The organism is Pannonibacter sp. I15F10I1 (genome assembly GCF_900185665.1).
Taxonomy (GTDB): domain Bacteria; phylum Pseudomonadota; class Alphaproteobacteria; order Rhizobiales; family Stappiaceae; genus Pannonibacter; species Pannonibacter indicus.
Map to the genome: position 1 here is coordinate 719,516 of NZ_FYAN01000026.1, position 17,412 is coordinate 736,927.

The following is a 17,412-nucleotide window of genomic DNA, read 5'->3' on the forward strand; positions in this document are numbered from 1 at the left end:
CGCATGACCCGCCCCCTTATAGCCGTTACGATGGGTGACCCTTCCGGCGTTGGCGCCGAAGTGACCTTGCGTGCCGCTGCCGATCTTTCTCCAGATCTGCGTGCGGGTCTGGTGGTTGTCGGAGACCTAGTGGTGCTGGAACGCGCCCGCGATGCGCTCGGCCTCAGCCTTGAACTTGGCGATGCAGCTGGCGGGCTCCGGGTGCGGCACGTCTCTGTCGCGGGTCTGCCGGACCGCTTCGGTGTGCTGTCACCGGTCTGCGGCGAGGCGTCGTACCGCTATATCTGCACAGCCGTCGAGATGGCGCAGGCGGGTGACGTTGCCTGCATCGTCACCGCTCCCATCAACAAGGAAGCCCTGAATGCGGCCGGACATCACTATGACGGCCACACAGGCCTGCTGGCTCATCTGACAGGAAGCAAGGGCAGCTGGATGCTGCTTGCCTCGGAACGGCTGAATGTCATCCACGTCTCAACCCATGTTGCGTTGAGAGATGCCATAACCCGGGCCACGCCCGAGCGCATCCTCGAAACGATCCGCACCGGGCACCGGCACCTGCAGCGCATGGGGGTCACGGCGCCTCGCATCGCCGTTGCCGGCATCAACCCGCATTGCGGCGAGTCAGGCCTGTTCGGAACCGAGGATGATGTCCAGGTCACCCCTGCCGTGGCCGCTGCACGGGCCGAAGGAATTGATGTCCAGGGCCCGATCTCGGCAGACACCGTCTATCACCGCGCCTATCAAGGGAACTTCGACCTTGTCGTCGCCCAATATCACGACCAAGGGCATATTCCGATCAAACTGGTGGCATTTGACACAGCAGTTAATGTCTCGCTTGGACTGCCGATAGACCGGGCTTCAGTTGATCACGGCACGGCGTTCGACATTGCCGGCACCGGCAAGGCAAACCATGTGAACATGTTGAGCGCGCTGTCCTATGCGCGCCGCCTGGCTGAAGCGAAGCGCCATGCCCGGTAACCGCCACGCCGTCATCACCGGCGCCAGTTCAGGCATCGGGCTGGCCATCTGCAAGCGCCTGCTGGCCGGCGGCTGGCAGGTCACCGGTCTCAGCCGCCGCCAGCCTGCTGAGGAACTGGGAACCAGCTTCACGCATCTGCCTGTTGATCTGATGGACGAGGACGCTCTTGCCGCCGCTTTGCAGGATATCCCTGTACCCGAAGCGCTGATCCACGCCGCAGGAGTTCTGCGCGTTGGAGATCACGCCGCGATGTCGCGTCAGGAGGGGGCCCAGATGTGGCGCCTGCACGTCGACTGCGCCGCGCAACTGATCCAGCACTTCGCCCCGGCCATGCCCGAGGGTGCGCGGATCGTACTGATCGGCAGCCGAGTCGCGACGGGAGCAAAGGGCAAGGCGCTTTATGCTGCATCCAAAGCGGCTTTCACCGGCCTTGCCCGTTCGGTTGCGGCGGAACTCGCTTCGCGCGGCATCACGGTGAATGTCATAGCGCCAGCGGCCACGGATACCCCCATGCTGCGTGACCCTGCCCGGCGGGGTGTGGGACCGGAATATCCGCCCATCGGCCGCTATGTCCTGCCCGAAGAGGTCGCAGGAACTGCAGCGTTCCTGCTGTCGGACGCGGCAGCCAGCATGACTGGCCAGACCCTTGTCCTCTGCGGCGGAGCATCGCTCTAAGACCTGCCCCCGATGAGCACGCCTCATTGAGGATTGGCCAAGCCCGTGCGGCGCATGAGCAATTTCGAGGCGTGATGTGTCCGCACCGGAAGACCTTGTATAAAGCTCATGCAACGCGGGTTTTAACGCAGGACTGAGCCGGCTTTTGACCAGGGAAACGCGCCGCCGGCTCATCCCGGAGCGCCTCAGGCTGGCGTTGGTTTTCCGCCTGCTTCAGATCCAGCACGATCTGCGCTTCCGCGTGTCTCGATGCCCTCATCAAACTCCCCTTGCCCGCAGGCGGGAGCACAAAGGCGAAATTCCAGTTCTGAATGGCAGAACTTCAGGCGAGCACATCGGCCAGAACTTCACGTCGAGGACAGAGCATCCACGCCAGAAGTCGCCATTGCTGGATCCTGTGGCCGGACATTTGAAGATCGCGCAGCAGGAAGCGGTTGCTGCAACAGATCGATGGTCTCGCGGCAAGACCATCCCCTAGATAAGTTGTCCCGAAGCCCCTCCGATGATGGACTTCGCCCTGATACGCGCGGCCTTGCGATAGGCTCGGGGTGTGAGGCCCGTCTCCAGCCGGAAATACCGATTGAAGTTCGACAGATTGTTGAAGCCGGCCTCGAAACAGATGTCGGTGATCGATGTCTCGGTTTCTGCAAGCAGCGTGCGGGCTCGCCAGATACGGACCGACCGGCTGTAGTCGGAGAAATTCATGCCCGTCAGGCGCCGAAAGGCGCGCGAGAAGGCTGAGGGCTCGAAACCGACCTGTTCCGCCACCTCGTGCATCTGCGCAGCCGGATCCGACTGCAGGATCTGGATCGCCTGATCAATGCGTCGGTACCTGCGATCCGACACCTGATTGTAAACCGACAAAAAGTGCTCGCTTGCCAGCACCCGCTTCTGCGGTGCCGCCTCGATGTCCTGCAGAATCTCAAGAAACAGCCCCAGCGAGCCACGGTGGCCGGCGCTGTGCAGTTCGAGAATTTTCGCTCCGATCTGAAAGGCCTCCGGGCCCAGAACCTCAATTCCACGCTGGGCGAGCGGCTTGAGCCGGTGGAGCACCTCAAACTCTGGACAGACCGCGCGAATACCAATCAAAGCATCTGCATCGAACTGCAGGACCATGTCACGGCCGGGAAGTGATGGTGCACCGGGTGTGATCCAGTTGTGCGGCAGATTGGTGCCCGTGAGCATCAGATGCCCCGGACGAAAGGGGCCAATATAGTCACCGACATAGGCAAAGCCGCTGGCATCGGGGATGAAGTGAATCTCCCATTCGGGATGATAGTTCCAGATGCAGATCGGATTGGGATAGTCATCCCGCCGGATCAGATAGGATTTGCCGCCGGGCAGCACAATCTGCTCGCGCGTTGCAGTAAACGTTTCCGAAACCGAGAGTGGAAAATCTGATGCCATAGGCATTCATCGTCTCATGTTGTGCTGCACAAATGTCAATATAGTACCATTTCTTCGCCAGTGACAAACTAGTTCGCGCTGACCGCTTGCGCAAAAGTTCCCCCGTCGATGGTAAGGGAGTTGCCATCAAGGGAGGAAATCATGACACACATTGCTCTCCGCGCCAGTTGCGCGGTCGTCGCCATGCTTGCCGCATCCAGCGCTCTTGCCGCCGCACAATGCTCCGACGACATTCGCGTTCTCGCACAGCCGCGCGACGGCCTGACGCTTCTGGAAAACTACGTCGACGAATTCGAGAAACTCTCGGGCGCAGGCTTCGAGATCAGCTATCTCAACGAGAACGACCGCCGCGCAAAGTCCCAGGCTGATGCCTCGACCGTCGGCAGCTTTGACGTCTACTATGTCGATGAAGCCAATCTTGCCCTGTTTGCCTCTTCCGGCTGGATTGTCCCGCTCGACGGCTTCTACCCTGCCGAATACGACTACAATGACTTTGATGCCGGCATGCGCGCTGCTGCGGCCTATGACGGCAAGCAATGGTTTGCCCCCGTGCAAGGTGGCGGTGACCTGATGGTTTACCGTACGGACCTCCTCGAAAAGGCCGGTATCACACCGCCGGAGACGCTCGACGAATATCTCGCCGCCGTGCAGAAGCTGCATGATCCCGCAAACGGCGTCTATGGCACGGCCCTGCGCGGCCAGCGCGGTTCAGGCGCCAACGTCTGGCGTTGGATGCCCTTCTTTAAAGCCAATGGCGGCGAGTGGTTCAAGGACGGTAAGCCGGCCTTCAACTCGGAAGCCGCGGTGAAAGCGACCGAGATCTACCTCGAGCTCTTCAAGTATTCTGCCCCAGGCACTCAGACCGGCTCCTGGGACGAATCCACCGGCGCCTTCCGCTCCGGCAAGGTGGCGATCATCATCGAATCTGCACCGCTCGGCGGCATGTCCGTCGACAAGGCCCAAAGCCAGGTCGCCGACAAGGTCGCCTTCTCCGTACCGCCGTCGCCGCTGCCGGGTGGCGGCTACGCTCATGGCTTTGCCATTGCTTCCAAGGCCAATGCGACAGACGAGGAAAAGGCCTGCGCCGGTCTCTTCGTTGCCTGGGCAACCTCCAAGGAGCAGGAAACCCGCCGCCTCGCCGCCGGCCAGCCGGGCGAATTGACGCGCACCAGCACGTATCAGAGCCCAGAATATGCCAAGACCTTTGGCCAGAACCTCTCGGAGGCTATGGCTGCGACCGGTAACAGGACCACCGTCACCTTCTGGCAGGATCCGCGCTGGCAGGAACTGGGCAACCAGTGGGGCATCATGCTGGAAGAGCTGATCACCGGCAGCCGCACCGACATCAAGGCGACGCTGACAGAACTCGAAGCCTTTGCCGCCAGACTCTAAGGCCTCCCAAGCCGCAACCTTGGGCGCGTCTCACGACGCGCCCCTTTTTCCCATCCGAGGATCTGCCATGCGCCGCGGCCGCTCGCTACCATATGTCTTTCTTGGGCCCACTTTGGGCATCCTGATCGTTCTGGCGCTCGTCCCGACGATCTATGCTATCAACATATCCCTGCAGAACCGCACCCTTTCGGCGCCTGATGCAGACTATGTCTGGTTTGCCAATTATCTGGCGCTGTTTTCGGACGCCCGCTTCCTGAACGCCCTGTGGGTGTCGCTCAAGTGGGAGATTATCAGCGTCACCGCGACCATGGTCACCGGGATTGCACTAGGGATCGCAATGTTCGAGGCTGCAAGTCCCCGCATGCGCAATCTGCTCTGCGTGCTGTTCATCATTCCGGTCCTTCTGCCGCGTGTCTGCGCCGCCTTTGTCTGGAAATTCGCCTTTCACCCGCTCTACGGCGCTCTGACCTGGCCGGTCAGGGAAATCACCGGCATTACCCCTGACATTCTCTCCACGCCGTTCGGCGCGCTGCTCGCCGTTGCCTTCGTCGATGTATGGCAGTGGGGCCTGTTCTTTGCGGTCATCATCCTGAAGCTGCTCGAATCCCTGCCGCCACAGCCGCTGGAGGCTGCGCGCATAGACCGGGCGACCCGCTTCGATATCCATCGTTTCATCACCCTGCCGATGTTGAAGGCACCGTTGATCAGCCTGCTGCTCGTCAAGGCAATCGAAAGCCTGCGCTCCTTCGACCTCGTCTATGTGATGACCCGCGGCGGACCCGGCATCTCCACGGAGACGCTCGACATGTATGCCTATTCGCAAGGTTTCATCGAAGCCGGCAAGATCTCCTATGCCTCATCCATGGCCGTCATCATGATGGTTCTGACCATCGTCACCTTCACCTTTACCTGGAAGAGGCTGAACCGATGAAGCTCTCCACCCTTCTGCTCAAGCTTCTATTAGCCCTTGCCGCTGCGCTGGTCGTGCTGCCACTTCTCTGGACGCTGCTCAACGCCTTCAAGACCAACGCCGACCTTCTGGTATCCACTCCGAAGGTGGTTTTCCAGCCGGTCTGGGATAACATGAGCTATGTTCTGAACCGCCGCTCGGTGGCCCGCGCACTCACCAATTCGCTGATCATCTGCTCGAGTGCGGTCGTTCTCGGCGCCATCCTCGGCGTGCCGGCGGCCTATGTGATCGCCCGGTTCAAGAACAGGATCACGGCGGAGGCGCAGTTCTTTGTCCTGTCGCTTCGCTTTCTGCCCCCTGTCGCAATCGCCATTCCGATGCTGGTCATCTGGCTCGGACTCGGTCTCTACGACACCCGTCTTTCGCTGATCGTTACCTATCTCATCGTCACCGCTTCCATCACCATCTGGCTGTCGGTGCCGGCATTTGAGCGCGTCAGCCTGCATGTCGAGGAAGCCGCCCGCGTTGATGGACTTGGTCCATATGCGACCTTCTTCCGCATCGCCCTGCCGATCGCCCGTTTCCATGTCTTCGGTGCGATTGCCTTTTCCTTCGTCCTCGTCTGGAACGAGTTCCTGCTTGCCATGATGCTCACGACTTCCAAGGCGAAGACCTTGCCGATCGTCGCGTCCGAGATGTCTCAGCTCGGCATGAATGTGCCCTGGGGCATCCTGAACGCCGCTGTTGTCCTTCTTTCCCTGCCGCCGCTGATCCTGCTTGGGGTTCTTGCCGGTGGTCTCAACGCTGCATTTTCAAAGAAATCTGAGCAAGGTTGATCTATCCATGAAAGCACTGGTCCTCGAACGTATCGGCGAACTCTCCCTGCGCGACATCGAAATCCGTCAGGAAATGGGGCCGGACGACGTCCGCATCCGCATCCACACCGTCGGCGTCTGCGGCAGCGACGTGCATTATTACACCCACGGCCGCATCGGCGACTTCGTTGTCAACGCGCCGATGGTGCTGGGCCACGAGGCTGCTGGCACCGTCATCGAGATCGGTGCCAATGTCACCCATCTGAAGCCCGGCGATCGGGTCTGCATGGAGCCTGGCATTCCCGATCCGAGGTCGCGCGCTTCCCGGCTCGGCATCTATAATGTCGATCCCGCCGTTACCTTTTGGGCCACGCCGCCGGTTCATGGCGTGCTCTGCCCGGAGACGGTGCATCCAGCAAGCTTCACCTATAAGTTGCCGGACAACGTCTCCTTCGCCGAAGGTGCAATGGTCGAGCCTTTTGCCGTCGGCATGCAAGCTGCGGCGCGGGCGAAGATCACCCCCGGCGACACGGCTGTCGTCACCGGTTGCGGCACGATCGGCATCATGGTGGCGCTCGCCGCTCTTGCGGGCGGTTGCTCGCGCGTCCTGATCTCCGACATGTCCGAGACAAAGCTGAAGCTTGCCGAAAGCTATGGCGGCATCACAGGCGTCAATCTCAAGAAGGCCGATCTTGTCGAGACGGTCAACGCTGCAACCGAAGGCTGGGGGGCCGACATCGTCTTCGAATGCTCGGGCGCACCGGCGGCGATACGTGATCTCTTCAAGGTCGTTCGTCCGGGGGGCACTGTCGTTCTCGTCGGCCTGCCCCCGGAGCCGGTCGCCGTGGATCTGGCCGCAGCCTGCTTCCACGAGTGCCGCATCGAGACAGTCTTCCGCTACGCCAATGTGTTCGACCGGGCCCTGGCCCTGATTGCAGCCGGCAAGGTCGATCTCAAGCCTCTGATCTCCGGCACCTATGGCTTCGACCAATCCATCGCCGCTTTTGAGCGCGCGGCAGAAGGCCGGCCGGAAGACGTGAAGTTACAAGTCGTTGTGGATGAGGAGGGAAACTGATGGCCACTGTCGAATGCCGGGGCATCCGAAAGGTCTATGGGGCGCTCGAGGTCATGCGGGACTTCGACCTGAAGATCGACGACCATGAATTCGTCGTCTTCCTCGGGCCGTCCGGCTGTGGAAAATCCACTATGCTCCGGATGATTGCCGGGCTGGAGGAGATTTCGGGCGGTGATCTGCTGATCGGTGGAAAGCGGATGAACGACCGCGATCCGGGTGACCGGGGCATCGCCATGGTTTTCCAGAACTATGCGCTCTACCCGCACATGAGTGTACGCGAGAACATCACCTTCGGCCTCGAGCGTGCCGGTACCAGCAAGGCTGCGATCGAGGATCGCCTGGCGCCCGTGGTTGATGCGCTCGGTCTTGGCGTCTATCTCGCACGCAAGCCGATGGAACTGTCCGGCGGCCAGCAGCAGCGTGTGGCGATTGCTCGAGCCATGATCAAGACTCCAGAGGTCTTTCTCTTCGACGAACCCCTGTCCAACCTCGATGCCAAGCTGCGCGGCAGCCTCCGCGTCGAGATCGCGCGCCTGCATCGCAGCCTGAAGACCACGAGCATCTATGTGACGCATGATCAGTTGGAGGCGATGACGCTGGCTGACAGGATCGTTCTGATGAAGGATGGCCGGATCGAGCAGATGGGTACACCCGAGGAGATCTATCAGACACCGGCAACCGTCTTCGCCGCCGGTTTCATCGGCACTCCCAACATGAACTTTCTGCAGTTGCAGATGGCACAGGACTGCCTTGGCGACGACCTCGTCCGCTTCGCAGCACCTGCAGATCTACGCAGGGGTGAGGTAACCGTTGGCATCCGGCCTGGTGCGTTCCGTGTGAGCGAGGATGCACAGGCATTCCGCGGCACCGTTGAACGCAACGAATTCCACGGCGAAACCCGTCTGATCTGTCTCAAAAACGACCGTCATGAGATCAATGTCTCTATTCCTGCAGAGATCAGACCGGCAATCGGTGAGGTGCTTGGTGTCGACGTGGCCGCGCCCGACATTCACGTATTTGATCCCGGCACAGGTCTGAGGTTGAACTAGCTTCGACGCTATCAGGTCGTGGGGTGCGTTCCGTTGAATACGGGATGTTGACAGTCCAACCGCACTGCCTTTGCCCGATCGGGAGCAGCTGCTTGAACACATGCGGACGGCGCTGACTATCGAAGGCGGTATTCGAGCGTTTTCTGCCCCCGGTACACACTCATCCTTTGCAAACGGGGCAAAAGGCTCAGCAGGGGATGCAAAGACGGGTGCCGCCCCCTCCCGCCTCATCCCCCTTCTGCGCTCATGACCCAGCCGCGGAAGGACAGGGCGGCGTAGAAGAGAGCTGGCGTCTTGAAGCCGGCTTCCCGGAAGCAGTCTTCTTCTTCCGCCGGAGAGAGCAGCGGCAGGCGCTCCGCCATGGCTTTGGCCGATGCTGCGGCCTTGTGAGGATCCGCGGTTGCACCTGCAGCAAATGCGGCGGAGCGGGCCAGCCAGGTTTCGGCTTCGCCGCCGGGGCTGGTGTGGTGGGCCGCAACGAAGATGCCGCCCGGCTTGAGCCGGCTGCGAACGTTCCGCAAGGTCTGCAGCCTTTCGGCTCTGCTGAGGAAATGCAGCGTCAGAAGGCACACGGCCCCGTCAAAAGGGCCATGGGGGGCGTCAACGGCGGTGCCCAAAATAAGCTCTGCCCGCTCCGCGCAGCCGGAAAGTGTCTGCCGGGCGATGCCCAGCATGGCGGGCGACGGATCGACACCCGTAAACCGCCAGTCCGGCTGCGCCTGCGCCATGGCCCGGATTTCCAGCCCGCCGCCTGCCCCCACCACCAGAATGTGTGCTGCGCGGCGAGCCTTTTCGGCAATGAGCAGTGCCGTCATCTTGTGAAGATCCGCCAGTCCCGGCACCTTGCGGGGCGTATCGCGCAGGTAGGAGGCGACGGCGGCCGGGTCCATGAAGGAATTGGGCGTGCGGGTCATGGGGCATCCTTTCATGTAACTTTAACTGATACATAACACGGCATTTCCTCACGTATCAACAACTGATACATGTTATGCAGCAGCATGATGGCCGGTGCAGAGGCAGGTGATGAACAAGGACACGAGGCTTTCGGACGTGCTGCATGTGCTGCTGCACATGGGACAGGTTGAGGAACCCTTGACCTCGGAGGTTCTGGCCCGGAGCATGGGCACCAACCCGGCCGTCTTCCGCAGGACCATGGCCGGCTTGCGCAAGGCGGGCTATGTCACCTCCGGCAAGGGCCACGGCGGAGGCTGGCAGCTGGCCCGGCCGCTTGGTGAGATCACGCTGCTTGCCGTCTATGAGGCGCTCGGCCGCCCGGCGCTTTTCGCCATCGGCTCCCGCAGCGCCCATCCCGGCTGCATGATCGAACGGAACACCAATGCGGCGCTGGCCGGCACCCTGCACAATGCGCAGAGCCTGCTGCTGGCCCGGTTCGCCGAAGTGACGCTGGATCAGCTCATGCCGCAGGCTCAGGAAACGTCCTCCGGCGCGTGCGGCAACGGGGCGCCTGCTGCCGGGGGCGCGGCTCTTCCCACCCTGAAGGGGGCCTGATCTGGCCCCGCAGATGCGGCCGGACCACGAGTCTTGAAGGAAGCATCAGATGCTGCGGGACATGAGCGATACACTGGCCTTCATCGAGGTTGCCGAGCGGGGCAGCTTTACGGCGGCGGCCGAAAGCCTGCGGACATCCAAGGCACGGGTCAGCAAGAAGGTGCAGGATCTTGAGCAGCGGCTGGGGGTCAAGCTTTTCCACCGCACCACCCGCACCATCCGGCTGACAGAGGCCGGAACGATCTATTTCGAACGGTGCCGGGGCCTCGTCCGCCTCATTTCCGATGCGGAAAGCGCCGTCGAACAGGTGCATGGCACGCCGTCAGGCTGGCTCAGAGTGACGGCGCCGCACTGGTTGGCCACCAAAACCCTCGCCCCGCTTCTGGCCGGGTTTCGCGAAACCTATCCGCAGGTCAAGCTGCAGCTGCTGCTCGACCACGGCATCAGGAACATCGTGCACGAGAACATCGATGTGGCCTGCCGCCTCTGGAACGGCCAGATGCCGGATTCCAACCTCGCCGCCCGGCGTCTCGCCGATATCGGCACTGGCCTTTACGCTTCGCGGCACTATCTGGAACGGCGCGGCACGCCCGATCATCCTTCGCAATTGAAGGACCATGACTGCCTCGTGACGCAGCTGTTCTACGGCAGGCCCGAACATTCCTGGCCGCTGATGGCTGAGAATGATGTTGCCGACTATCCGATCAACCCGGCGGTTGTTGCCTCGGACCCGGAAGCCTTGCTGGAGTTTCTGGCCAGGGGGCAAGGCATTCAGCTGACAACCCCCTATCTGGTGCGCGCCGCGGTGGAGGCCGGCGAGGTCGTCCGCATCCTCCCGCAATGGTCCGGCCCGGACGCCACCTTGTATGCCGTCAGAGCGGGCGGCCGGGTTCAGCCTCTCAAGGTGAGAGCCTTCATCGACTACCTGACGGAGCATCTTGGTGAAGTCCTGCAGTTGCCCTGACCCACCGGAAAACACCGCCCGGGACCGCCGCTTGTCAACGATCGATTGTAACCGGATTCTTGACAGTGAGATCCAGCTTCACCGGCTAATCCCCGGCACTGCCAGCCCCTAGCTTCACCCGGCACACGCTGCATGGCCCTGAAGGGCGCAGGCAGCGTCATTGTTCCGACGGAGCTTTTCATGAACAACATCACGAGACGGGGCGTCCTGAAAGGCGCTTCGGTTCTGGCCACAGCCGCAGCGCTTCCCAACCTCCCCTCCTCCGCCTTCGCGGCGGCTCCAAAGCAGCAGTTCCAGGCACCCGGCTTTTACCGGATGGCGCTTGGCGATCTGGAAATCACGGCCCTTCTGGACGGCACGCTGCCGCTGCCTCTGCCGCAGATGTACCGGGGCGTCATGGCGCAGGACGCAGCCGGGTTGCTCCGCAAGGCATACCGGGACATTCCAACGGATACATCGGTCAACGCGTTTCTGGTCAATGATGGCGCGCGGCTCGTCCTCATCGATGCGGGCACCGGGCACTATCTGGGTGCAGAAGCCGGGCATCTGATGTCCAATCTCGAGGCCTCCGGCTACACCGCCGCCCAGGTCGATCATGTCATCCTGACCCATGTCCACACAGACCATACCGGCGGGCTCATCCGCGACGGCAAACCCGTGTTCGAGAATGCAACCCTTCATGTTCCAAAGCGTGAGCTGGATTTCTGGCTGGAAACGCCTGCAGAAGCGCGGCCGGAAGGTCTGAACCCGCAGCTTTTCCAGGAAGCGGAGGACTGTCTGCGGCCTTATCTGCAGCAAGGCCGGGTGGCGGCCTTTGAAGATGATGCGGAGGTCATCGCGGGCTTCCGCTCGATCCTGCGGCCCGGACATACGCCCGGCCACAGCTCCATCGTGGTGGAAAGTGGCGGCCGGAAGCTGGTGTTCTGGGGCGATATCACCCATGGCGATATCGTTCAGTTCAAACAGCCGGAGGTGACCATCGAGTTCGATGTGGACGGGCCTGGCGCCGTTGCCTCCCGCAGGAAAGCCTTCGCCGAAGCCGTCAGCGAAGGATACCTCGTTGCCGGTGCACACATCGCATTTCCCGGCATCGGGAATGTCCTCCAAGAGGGCCAGCACTTCGGCTGGATCCCGGTGAACTACTCGGATGGCGAGGGCGGGATCGTCCGGTAACCGCCATCGGTACCAAGGCGCCCGGGGTGCGGGCGCCTTGGATTTCAGGAGTGGTCCGGATCAGGACAGGTGATGCGGCTTGGTCATTCCGTAGACCGGGGTGTCGAGGCCGGCGTGGCGGGCTTTCAGCTGCAGCGAGAGATATTGCGAATAGTGGCGGGACTGGTGCAGGTTGCCGCCGTGGAACCACAGCGCCTCCTGCTGCACCGGCTTCCACATGTTGCGCTGCTCGCCTTCCCAAGGGCCGGGGTCCTTGGTGGTGTTCGAGCCAAGCCCCCAGCATTTGCCAACCTTGTCCGCCACCTCGCGCGAGATGAGATCGGCGGCCCAGCCGTTCATCGAGCCGTAGCCGGTGGCATAGACCACCAGATCGGCGGGAAGCTCCGTGCCATCCTTCAGCACCACGGAGCTTTCGCTCAGATGCGACACGTCAACACCGGACTTCAGCTTGATCGAGCCGTCGATGACGAGATCACAGGCGCCCACGTCAATGTAATAGCCCGAGCCGCGGCGCAGGTATTTCATGAAAAGGCCGGAACCGTCATCGCCGAAATCGAGCATGAAGCCGGCCTTCTCAAGCGCCGCGTAGAAGTCTGCATCCTGCTCGCGGATCTTGTCATAGATCGGGATCTGGAACTCATGCATGATCCGGTACGGCAGTGAGGCAAAGATGAGATCGGCCTTGCGGGTCGTCATGCCGCCCTGCACCGCACGCTCGGAGTAAAGGTCGCCGAGGCCGATCTCCATCAGCGAGTCCGACTTGACGATATGGGTGGAAGAGCGCTGCACCATGGTGACATCGGCGCCCGCTTCCCACAACGCGGCGCAGATGTCATGCGCCGAATTGTTGGAGCCAATGACCACCACCTTCTTGCCGGCATAGGCATCCGGCCCCGGATGCTGCGAGGAATGCTGCTGCTCGCCCTTGAACACGTCCTGTCCGGGGAACTTCGGCACATTGGGCTTGCCGGACATGCCGGTGGCCAGCACCAGCTGCTTTGGCCGCAGCACCACTTCCTCTCCGGCACGGTCGACGATGACGGTCCACTCGCCGGTCTTCTCGTCATAGTGCGCGGACTTAGCCGTGGTGGAGCCCCAGTAATTCAGCTCCATCACCCTAGTGTACATCTCCAGCCAGTCGCCCACCTTGTCCTTGGGCGTAAACACGGGCCAGTTCTCCGGGAACGGGATATAGGGCAGATGGTCGTACCAGACCGGATCATGCAGGCAGAGCGACTTGTAGCGCTTGCGCCAGCTGTCCCCCGGCCGCTCGTTCTTCTCGATGATGATGGCCGGCACACCCAGCTGGCGCAGGCGCGCGCCAAGGGCGATGCCGCCCTGCCCGCCGCCGATGATCACCACATAGGGCTGCACCGAATAACCGAGTTCGGCCGTCTCCGCCTCGCGCTTTTCCTTCCAGGTCTTGCGGTTGCGGTCATGCCCATGTTCGGCGCCCATGGGGCGGCGGAAGCCCTTGGGCTCCTCATGGCCCTTCAGTTCGCTCATGGTGGTGAGCAGGGTCCAGATCAGCCCGTCCTTGAGGCGGATATGGCCATAGCCGCGCGCCGCGCCGGTTTCGAACTCGAACCAGCCTTCGGTAACACCGCCCGCCTCCGATGCGGCCTCCTTGCTGTCCTGCACGAAGCCGGAGGGTTTGATGGCGGCCAGCTGACTGGTGAGCATGCTGCGGATCTCGCCGTGGCCTTCCAGCGTCTTCAGGTTCCAGGTGAAGGTCACAAGGTCACGCCAGTAGCATTCGGCCTGAAACAGGTTCACGGCGGCCTCTATGTTGCCGCTCTCCAGCGCCTTGCCGAGCTTGGCAAGGGCGGTATCGATCTTCGTTGCTGGGCTGGTATCAAGCATGTCATCTCCTCCATGAGTGCTTGGGGTTTGCAAGGTGGCATGCCCCCGTTGCGGGGGCGCGCCGGGATCGAACCGGCCGGCGCCGCCCAGGCTCCTCTCCCGGGCAGGCGCAGGCCGGAGATCATTATTTCGACAGGTCGATCAGGATCTTCAGCTGCGTGCCTGCCGGATCGAGCAGCACGTCGAAGCCTTCCTTCACTGCCGTGTCGAGCGTGATGCGCTTGGTGACGATCTTCGTCGCCGGCAGCAGGCCGGAGGCGATCAGGCGGATGACGCGCGGCCAGTAGTGGGTCGGATAGGCCCAGGAGCCCTTGATCTCCAGATCACGGAAGGTGACCTGGAACCAGTCGAGCGGGTTGTCATGCGGATGCAGGCCCGTCTGCACGACGACGCCCTGCTTTCGCACCGCATCGGCGCAGGCCTTCAGCGCGTGTTCATTGCCGACGCATTCGATGGCCACATCACAGCCCACCTGCCCCTCGGTCAGCGAGCGGACCACATCGCCCACCTTGTCACGCTTGGGGTTGATGGTGATGACGTCCGGCAGCACACCCTTGGCCAGTTCCAGCCTTGCATCGTTGAGATCGGAGACGAAGAGCTGCGTGGCACCGGCGGCACGGGCGGCAAGCAGCGTCAGCATGCCGATGGGGCCTGCACCCGTCACCAGCACGCTGTTGCCCGCCGTCACCCCGCCCCGGTCGCAGGCATAGACGGCAACCGCCGTGGGCTCGACGAGCGCAGCTTCCTCATCCGTCATTTCATCGGGAATTTTCTGGACATTGTACTCGTTGACGAGAGCGGCCTCCGCCATGCCGCCACCATCCCAGCTGAGACCGACGAGGGCGAGCTGCGGGCTGAGGTGGAACAGCCCGCGGTCTGCGAAGTAATCGCCCGAACGCGGCATGACGAGCGGCTGGATCGACACCCGGTCGCCGGGAGCAACCGAAGCGACGCCGTCCCCGACGGCTTCGACAACGCCGCCGAATTCATGGCCGAGAACCTGCGGGCCATGGGCGCCGGTGAAGGGATGCGGCTCGGTGGGAATGAAGATCGGGCCGTAGCTGTATTCGTGCAGATCGGTGCCGCAGATGCCAACGAACCGGTTGCGGACGAGCACCTGTCCCGGTCCCGGCTTTTTCGGCTCGGGAATGTCCTCAAGCCGCAAATCCTTGGCTGCATGAAATCTGAGCGCGCGCATGTTTCCTCCTGTGGCTGCTTCTTGATGCCAGGGGGAATTGCAACGGCCGTGCCAGCGCACACGGCGGGAAGGCGGACTGAGAATGCAGGATTTTCAGCGCCTGTGGTGGCAGCAAGCGCCGCAGGTGTGGCGCAACAGCTGCGGCGCACGCCACAGTGCGGCGGTTGATCGCGAGGCGCTGAGATGCAGACGGACCGGCACTCGTGATACCCGGAGCAGGCCTCCGCGCCGCGCGTCAGTCTCACCGCTCTGCAAACGAGTAGGTCCCGGACCTCCGCTCCGCTGCGTCCGGGACGGCGCCCCGAGTGTGGCGCGGCTCGGGCAATGCCACACTCGCGCCCATCACAGGCTCCGCCCCCCCTAATGCGCCCCCCTAATGCGGGCGGCCGATGCCCAGGCGCCTCATCCGGCGGTGCAAGGTGGTGCGGTCGATGCCGAGCCGCCGTGCAGCTTCAGAGACATTGCCCTTGCAGGCGGAGAGCATGGCGCGCAGGCCGTCCCCGTCATTGCCTTCTGCGATAGCATGGGGCGAAAGGGTCAGCTGCTCCGGCAGGTCCTCCACCCCGATCACGCCATCCTCGCAAAGGGCAGCGGCAAAGGCGATGGCATTGTCGAGCTCGCGGATGTTGCCCGGCCAGGAATGGGCGAGCAGCAGCGCTTTTGCCTCCGGCGAAAGCCGCAAGGGGCGGCCTCCGGCGGCATGCTTTTCAAGGAGCCGGGCGAGCAGCCAGGGAAAGTCCTCCCGCTCGGACAGCGGCGGCAGCGGCAGAACGGCGGCATTCAGCCGGTAATAGAGATCCTCGCGGAAACGGCCTGCCGCAACAAGGGCTGCCAGTGGCCGGTGAGAGGCGGAGATGACGCGGAAGCTGATCTTGCGCGGCACGGAGCCGCCCACGGGCAGAACCTCGCCCTCCGCCAGCACCCGGAGCAGCCGGCTCTGCGCGGCAAAGGGCATGTCGCCGATTTCATCCAGGAACAGCGTGCCGCCGCTCGCCTCTTCCACCAGCCCCTTGCGCCCCTTGGCAAGCGCTCCGGTGAAGGCGCCCGGCGCATAGCCGAACAATTCGCTCTCGATCAGCTGTTCGGGGATGGCGGCGCAGTTGACGGCGACGAACCGGCCGGAAACGCCGCTGACCTCATGAATGATCCGTGCCAGATGCTCCTTGCCGGTGCCCGTCTGCCCCTGAAGCAGCACAGGCAGGCGCGCAGGCGCCAGCTTTATGACCTTGCGCCGCAGGCTGTCCATGGCCGGACAGGCGCCGCCCAGCCGGCTCAGCGCGGGCAAGGCACGCGGCAGGCGGGCCGCCGGCTGGCCTGCAATGCGCTGCTGCGGCTCGATGGCATGGGCATAGAGGAACGCGCCGCCGCGCAGGGCAATCCTGCGGTCCTGCGGCAGGCTGGCCCGGGTCAGCGAAGCCAGTTCGCCAAACTCCGCTTCAAAGAAATCCGTGACCAGTTGCCCCAGCAGCAGTTCGGGCCTGCGCCAGTCAAGACCACGCGAGCCAGCCAGAAGCTTTGCGCCGCCATGCGTCATGCCGGTGATGCGCCCTGCCCCGTCAACGGCAATCGCCGCTTCCGGGTCCACATCGAGAAACTCCGGCGCTCCGGCAAAGCGCAGCACCAGATCGTGGCGGCTGCTGGCCATCAGATTGGCCAGCTCGATCCGCCGCACCGTGGAGGACACCAGATGGCGCGCCATGTTCTGGCTGGCCTTGAGGATCGGCGAGCTGAGCAGCGAGATGTCGAGAACGGCCGCAAGCGCGCCCTGCGTGTCATAGATCGGCGCGGCGGTGCAGGACAGCGGCGTGTGGGTGATGTCGAAATGGTCGGTCTGGTGGATCGTCAGCGGCTCGCCGGTGGTGATGCAGGCCCCCACCGCACAGGTTCCGGCGCGCGGTTCGGACCATTCGGAGCCCAGATAAAGCCCTGCCTTGCGCAGGTTGTTGTTGAAGGACGGATCGCCCAGAAACTCGACGGTGACGCCCTGCCGGTCGGAAAGAAGCAGGACATAATTCTGCTCCGCCACCTGCCGGTAGAGCCGCTCCAGACCGGATCTTGCGATATGCACCAGATCCTCGGCCTGCTGCCGGTGCTCGCGCAGCCGCGTCTCGGAGACGATCACCGCCTCCCGCGCCTTGGCCGGATCAAGCTGATAGGTCTCGAGGCAGCGCCGCCAGGAGGCAACGACCACGGCATCCCTGCCCGTGTTGCTGCCCTGGCCGACGCGCTCGATTTCCTTGATGTGATCGGAAAAGCCCATCAAATCACCAGCCCCTCCGGACTGCCTTCCGTGATCTTTGGCCCGATCATAGCCGGGATTGTCTGAACTGCCTAATCTTCCGGCTGCCGTCCCAATACGGTATTCCGGAGGCTCGGAGCGAAATTTTTTTCGATGTGTATAGC

15 protein-coding genes are annotated in these 17,412 nt (G+C 62.8%); 10 read left to right on the forward strand and 5 right to left on the reverse strand.

What is annotated here, in order from left to right:
• Positions 1 to 3: 3 nt before the first annotated feature.
• Complete coding sequence (gene pdxA / locus IF10I1_RS16580) at positions 4 to 978, forward strand: 4-hydroxythreonine-4-phosphate dehydrogenase PdxA (RefSeq protein WP_186424580.1); 975 nt, start codon at positions 4 to 6, stop codon at positions 976 to 978.
• Positions 968 to 1,654: an SDR family NAD(P)-dependent oxidoreductase gene (locus tag IF10I1_RS16585; protein WP_186393586.1), complete on the forward strand. Its 687-nt coding sequence runs from the start codon at positions 968 to 970 to the stop codon at positions 1,652 to 1,654. Before pdxA ends, IF10I1_RS16585 begins: the two co-directional genes overlap by 11 nt.
• A gap of 474 nt (positions 1,655 to 2,128) precedes the next feature.
• Here IF10I1_RS16585 and IF10I1_RS16590 read toward each other — a convergent pair whose 3' ends face one another.
• Positions 2,129 to 3,067: an AraC family transcriptional regulator gene (locus tag IF10I1_RS16590; protein WP_186393587.1), complete on the reverse strand. Its 939-nt coding sequence runs from the start codon at positions 3,065 to 3,067 to the stop codon at positions 2,129 to 2,131.
• Between the two features lie 135 nt (positions 3,068 to 3,202).
• Between IF10I1_RS16590 and IF10I1_RS16595 the strand changes: the two genes are divergently transcribed.
• The 5 genes from IF10I1_RS16595 to IF10I1_RS16615 all read left to right on the forward strand — a co-directional run bounded on the left by IF10I1_RS16595 (position 3,203) and on the right by IF10I1_RS16615 (position 8,302).
• The gene (locus IF10I1_RS16595; RefSeq protein WP_186393588.1) at positions 3,203 to 4,453 is read left to right on the forward strand and encodes a sugar ABC transporter substrate-binding protein; all 1,251 of its coding nucleotides are present in this window, start codon (positions 3,203 to 3,205) and stop codon (positions 4,451 to 4,453) included.
• A 67-nt stretch (positions 4,454 to 4,520) separates the two neighbouring features.
• Positions 4,521 to 5,384 (forward strand): carbohydrate ABC transporter permease, encoded by an 864-nt coding sequence (locus tag IF10I1_RS16600; RefSeq protein ID WP_186393589.1) that lies wholly within the window; start codon positions 4,521 to 4,523, stop codon positions 5,382 to 5,384.
• Positions 5,381 to 6,199 (forward strand): carbohydrate ABC transporter permease, encoded by an 819-nt coding sequence (locus tag IF10I1_RS16605; protein ID WP_123194153.1) that lies wholly within the window; start codon positions 5,381 to 5,383, stop codon positions 6,197 to 6,199. Before IF10I1_RS16600 ends, IF10I1_RS16605 begins: the two co-directional genes overlap by 4 nt.
• A gap of 7 nt (positions 6,200 to 6,206) precedes the next feature.
• The gene (locus tag IF10I1_RS16610; RefSeq protein ID WP_123194152.1) at positions 6,207 to 7,253 is read left to right on the forward strand and encodes an NAD(P)-dependent alcohol dehydrogenase; all 1,047 of its coding nucleotides are present in this window, start codon (positions 6,207 to 6,209) and stop codon (positions 7,251 to 7,253) included.
• On the forward strand, positions 7,253 to 8,302 hold the full coding sequence (locus IF10I1_RS16615; protein WP_123194151.1) for an ABC transporter ATP-binding protein: 1,050 nt from the start codon (positions 7,253 to 7,255) through the stop codon (positions 8,300 to 8,302). The genes IF10I1_RS16610 and IF10I1_RS16615 overlap by 1 nt, the downstream gene beginning before the upstream one ends.
• Positions 8,303 to 8,529: 227 nt before the next feature.
• Here the strand turns inward: IF10I1_RS16615 and IF10I1_RS16620 are convergent, their stop codons facing one another.
• Entirely contained in the window at positions 8,530 to 9,216 is a 687-nt protein-coding gene (locus IF10I1_RS16620) for a class I SAM-dependent methyltransferase (RefSeq protein ID WP_186393590.1), read from the reverse strand.
• Between the two features lie 109 nt (positions 9,217 to 9,325).
• Here IF10I1_RS16620 and IF10I1_RS16625 point away from each other — a divergent pair, with 109 nt between their 5' ends.
• The 3 genes from IF10I1_RS16625 to IF10I1_RS16635 all read left to right on the forward strand — a co-directional run bounded on the left by IF10I1_RS16625 (position 9,326) and on the right by IF10I1_RS16635 (position 11,948).
• The gene (locus tag IF10I1_RS16625; RefSeq protein ID WP_186393591.1) at positions 9,326 to 9,811 is read left to right on the forward strand and encodes an Rrf2 family transcriptional regulator; all 486 of its coding nucleotides are present in this window, start codon (positions 9,326 to 9,328) and stop codon (positions 9,809 to 9,811) included.
• Between the two features lie 61 nt (positions 9,812 to 9,872).
• Positions 9,873 to 10,775, forward strand: coding sequence for a LysR family transcriptional regulator (locus IF10I1_RS16630; RefSeq protein WP_244284737.1), 903 nt, complete (start codon positions 9,873 to 9,875; stop codon positions 10,773 to 10,775).
• A 180-nt stretch (positions 10,776 to 10,955) separates the two neighbouring features.
• On the forward strand, positions 10,956 to 11,948 hold the full coding sequence (locus IF10I1_RS16635; protein WP_186393593.1) for an MBL fold metallo-hydrolase: 993 nt from the start codon (positions 10,956 to 10,958) through the stop codon (positions 11,946 to 11,948).
• Positions 11,949 to 12,008: 60 nt separating this feature from the next.
• Here the strand turns inward: IF10I1_RS16635 and IF10I1_RS16640 are convergent, their stop codons facing one another.
• The 3 genes from IF10I1_RS16640 to IF10I1_RS16650 form a co-directional block, all read right to left on the reverse strand.
• A complete protein-coding gene (locus IF10I1_RS16640) occupies positions 12,009 to 13,811 on the reverse strand; it encodes an NAD(P)/FAD-dependent oxidoreductase (protein WP_186393594.1) in 1,803 nt (600 codons plus the stop codon).
• A gap of 124 nt (positions 13,812 to 13,935) precedes the next feature.
• The gene (locus IF10I1_RS16645; protein ID WP_186393595.1) at positions 13,936 to 15,009 is read right to left on the reverse strand and encodes a 2,3-butanediol dehydrogenase; all 1,074 of its coding nucleotides are present in this window, start codon (positions 15,007 to 15,009) and stop codon (positions 13,936 to 13,938) included.
• A gap of 373 nt (positions 15,010 to 15,382) precedes the next feature.
• Entirely contained in the window at positions 15,383 to 17,269 is a 1,887-nt protein-coding gene (locus IF10I1_RS16650) for a sigma-54-dependent Fis family transcriptional regulator (protein WP_186415474.1), read from the reverse strand.
• Between the last annotated feature and the right edge of the window lie 143 nt (positions 17,270 to 17,412).

Bases quoted from the DNA above. Each gene is read 5' to 3' on its own strand.
- IF10I1_RS16615 (WP_123194151.1), top strand. From the start codon at position 7,253: ATGGCCACTGTCGAATGCCGGGGCATCCGAAAGGTCTATGGGGCGCTC.
- IF10I1_RS16610 (WP_123194152.1), top strand. From the start codon at position 6,207: ATGAAAGCACTGGTCCTCGAACGTATCGGCGAACTCTCCCTGCGCGAC.
- IF10I1_RS16650 (WP_186415474.1), bottom strand. From the start codon at position 17,269: ATGGGCTTTTCCGATCACATCAAGGAAATCGAGCGCGTCGGCCAGGGC.
- IF10I1_RS16585 (WP_186393586.1), top strand. From the start codon at position 968: ATGCCCGGTAACCGCCACGCCGTCATCACCGGCGCCAGTTCAGGCATC.
- IF10I1_RS16625 (WP_186393591.1), top strand. From the start codon at position 9,326: ATGAACAAGGACACGAGGCTTTCGGACGTGCTGCATGTGCTGCTGCAC.
- IF10I1_RS16605 (WP_123194153.1), top strand. From the start codon at position 5,381: ATGAAGCTCTCCACCCTTCTGCTCAAGCTTCTATTAGCCCTTGCCGCT.
- IF10I1_RS16590 (WP_186393587.1), bottom strand. From the start codon at position 3,067: ATGCCTATGGCATCAGATTTTCCACTCTCGGTTTCGGAAACGTTTACT.
- IF10I1_RS16640 (WP_186393594.1), bottom strand. From the start codon at position 13,811: ATGCTTGATACCAGCCCAGCAACGAAGATCGATACCGCCCTTGCCAAG.
- IF10I1_RS16635 (WP_186393593.1), top strand. From the start codon at position 10,956: ATGAACAACATCACGAGACGGGGCGTCCTGAAAGGCGCTTCGGTTCTG.
- IF10I1_RS16630 (WP_244284737.1), top strand. From the start codon at position 9,873: ATGAGCGATACACTGGCCTTCATCGAGGTTGCCGAGCGGGGCAGCTTT.
- IF10I1_RS16595 (WP_186393588.1), top strand. From the start codon at position 3,203: ATGACACACATTGCTCTCCGCGCCAGTTGCGCGGTCGTCGCCATGCTT.
- IF10I1_RS16600 (WP_186393589.1), top strand. From the start codon at position 4,521: ATGCGCCGCGGCCGCTCGCTACCATATGTCTTTCTTGGGCCCACTTTG.
- IF10I1_RS16620 (WP_186393590.1), bottom strand. From the start codon at position 9,216: ATGACCCGCACGCCCAATTCCTTCATGGACCCGGCCGCCGTCGCCTCC.
- pdxA (WP_186424580.1), top strand. From the start codon at position 4: ATGACCCGCCCCCTTATAGCCGTTACGATGGGTGACCCTTCCGGCGTT.
- IF10I1_RS16645 (WP_186393595.1), bottom strand. From the start codon at position 15,009: ATGCGCGCGCTCAGATTTCATGCAGCCAAGGATTTGCGGCTTGAGGAC.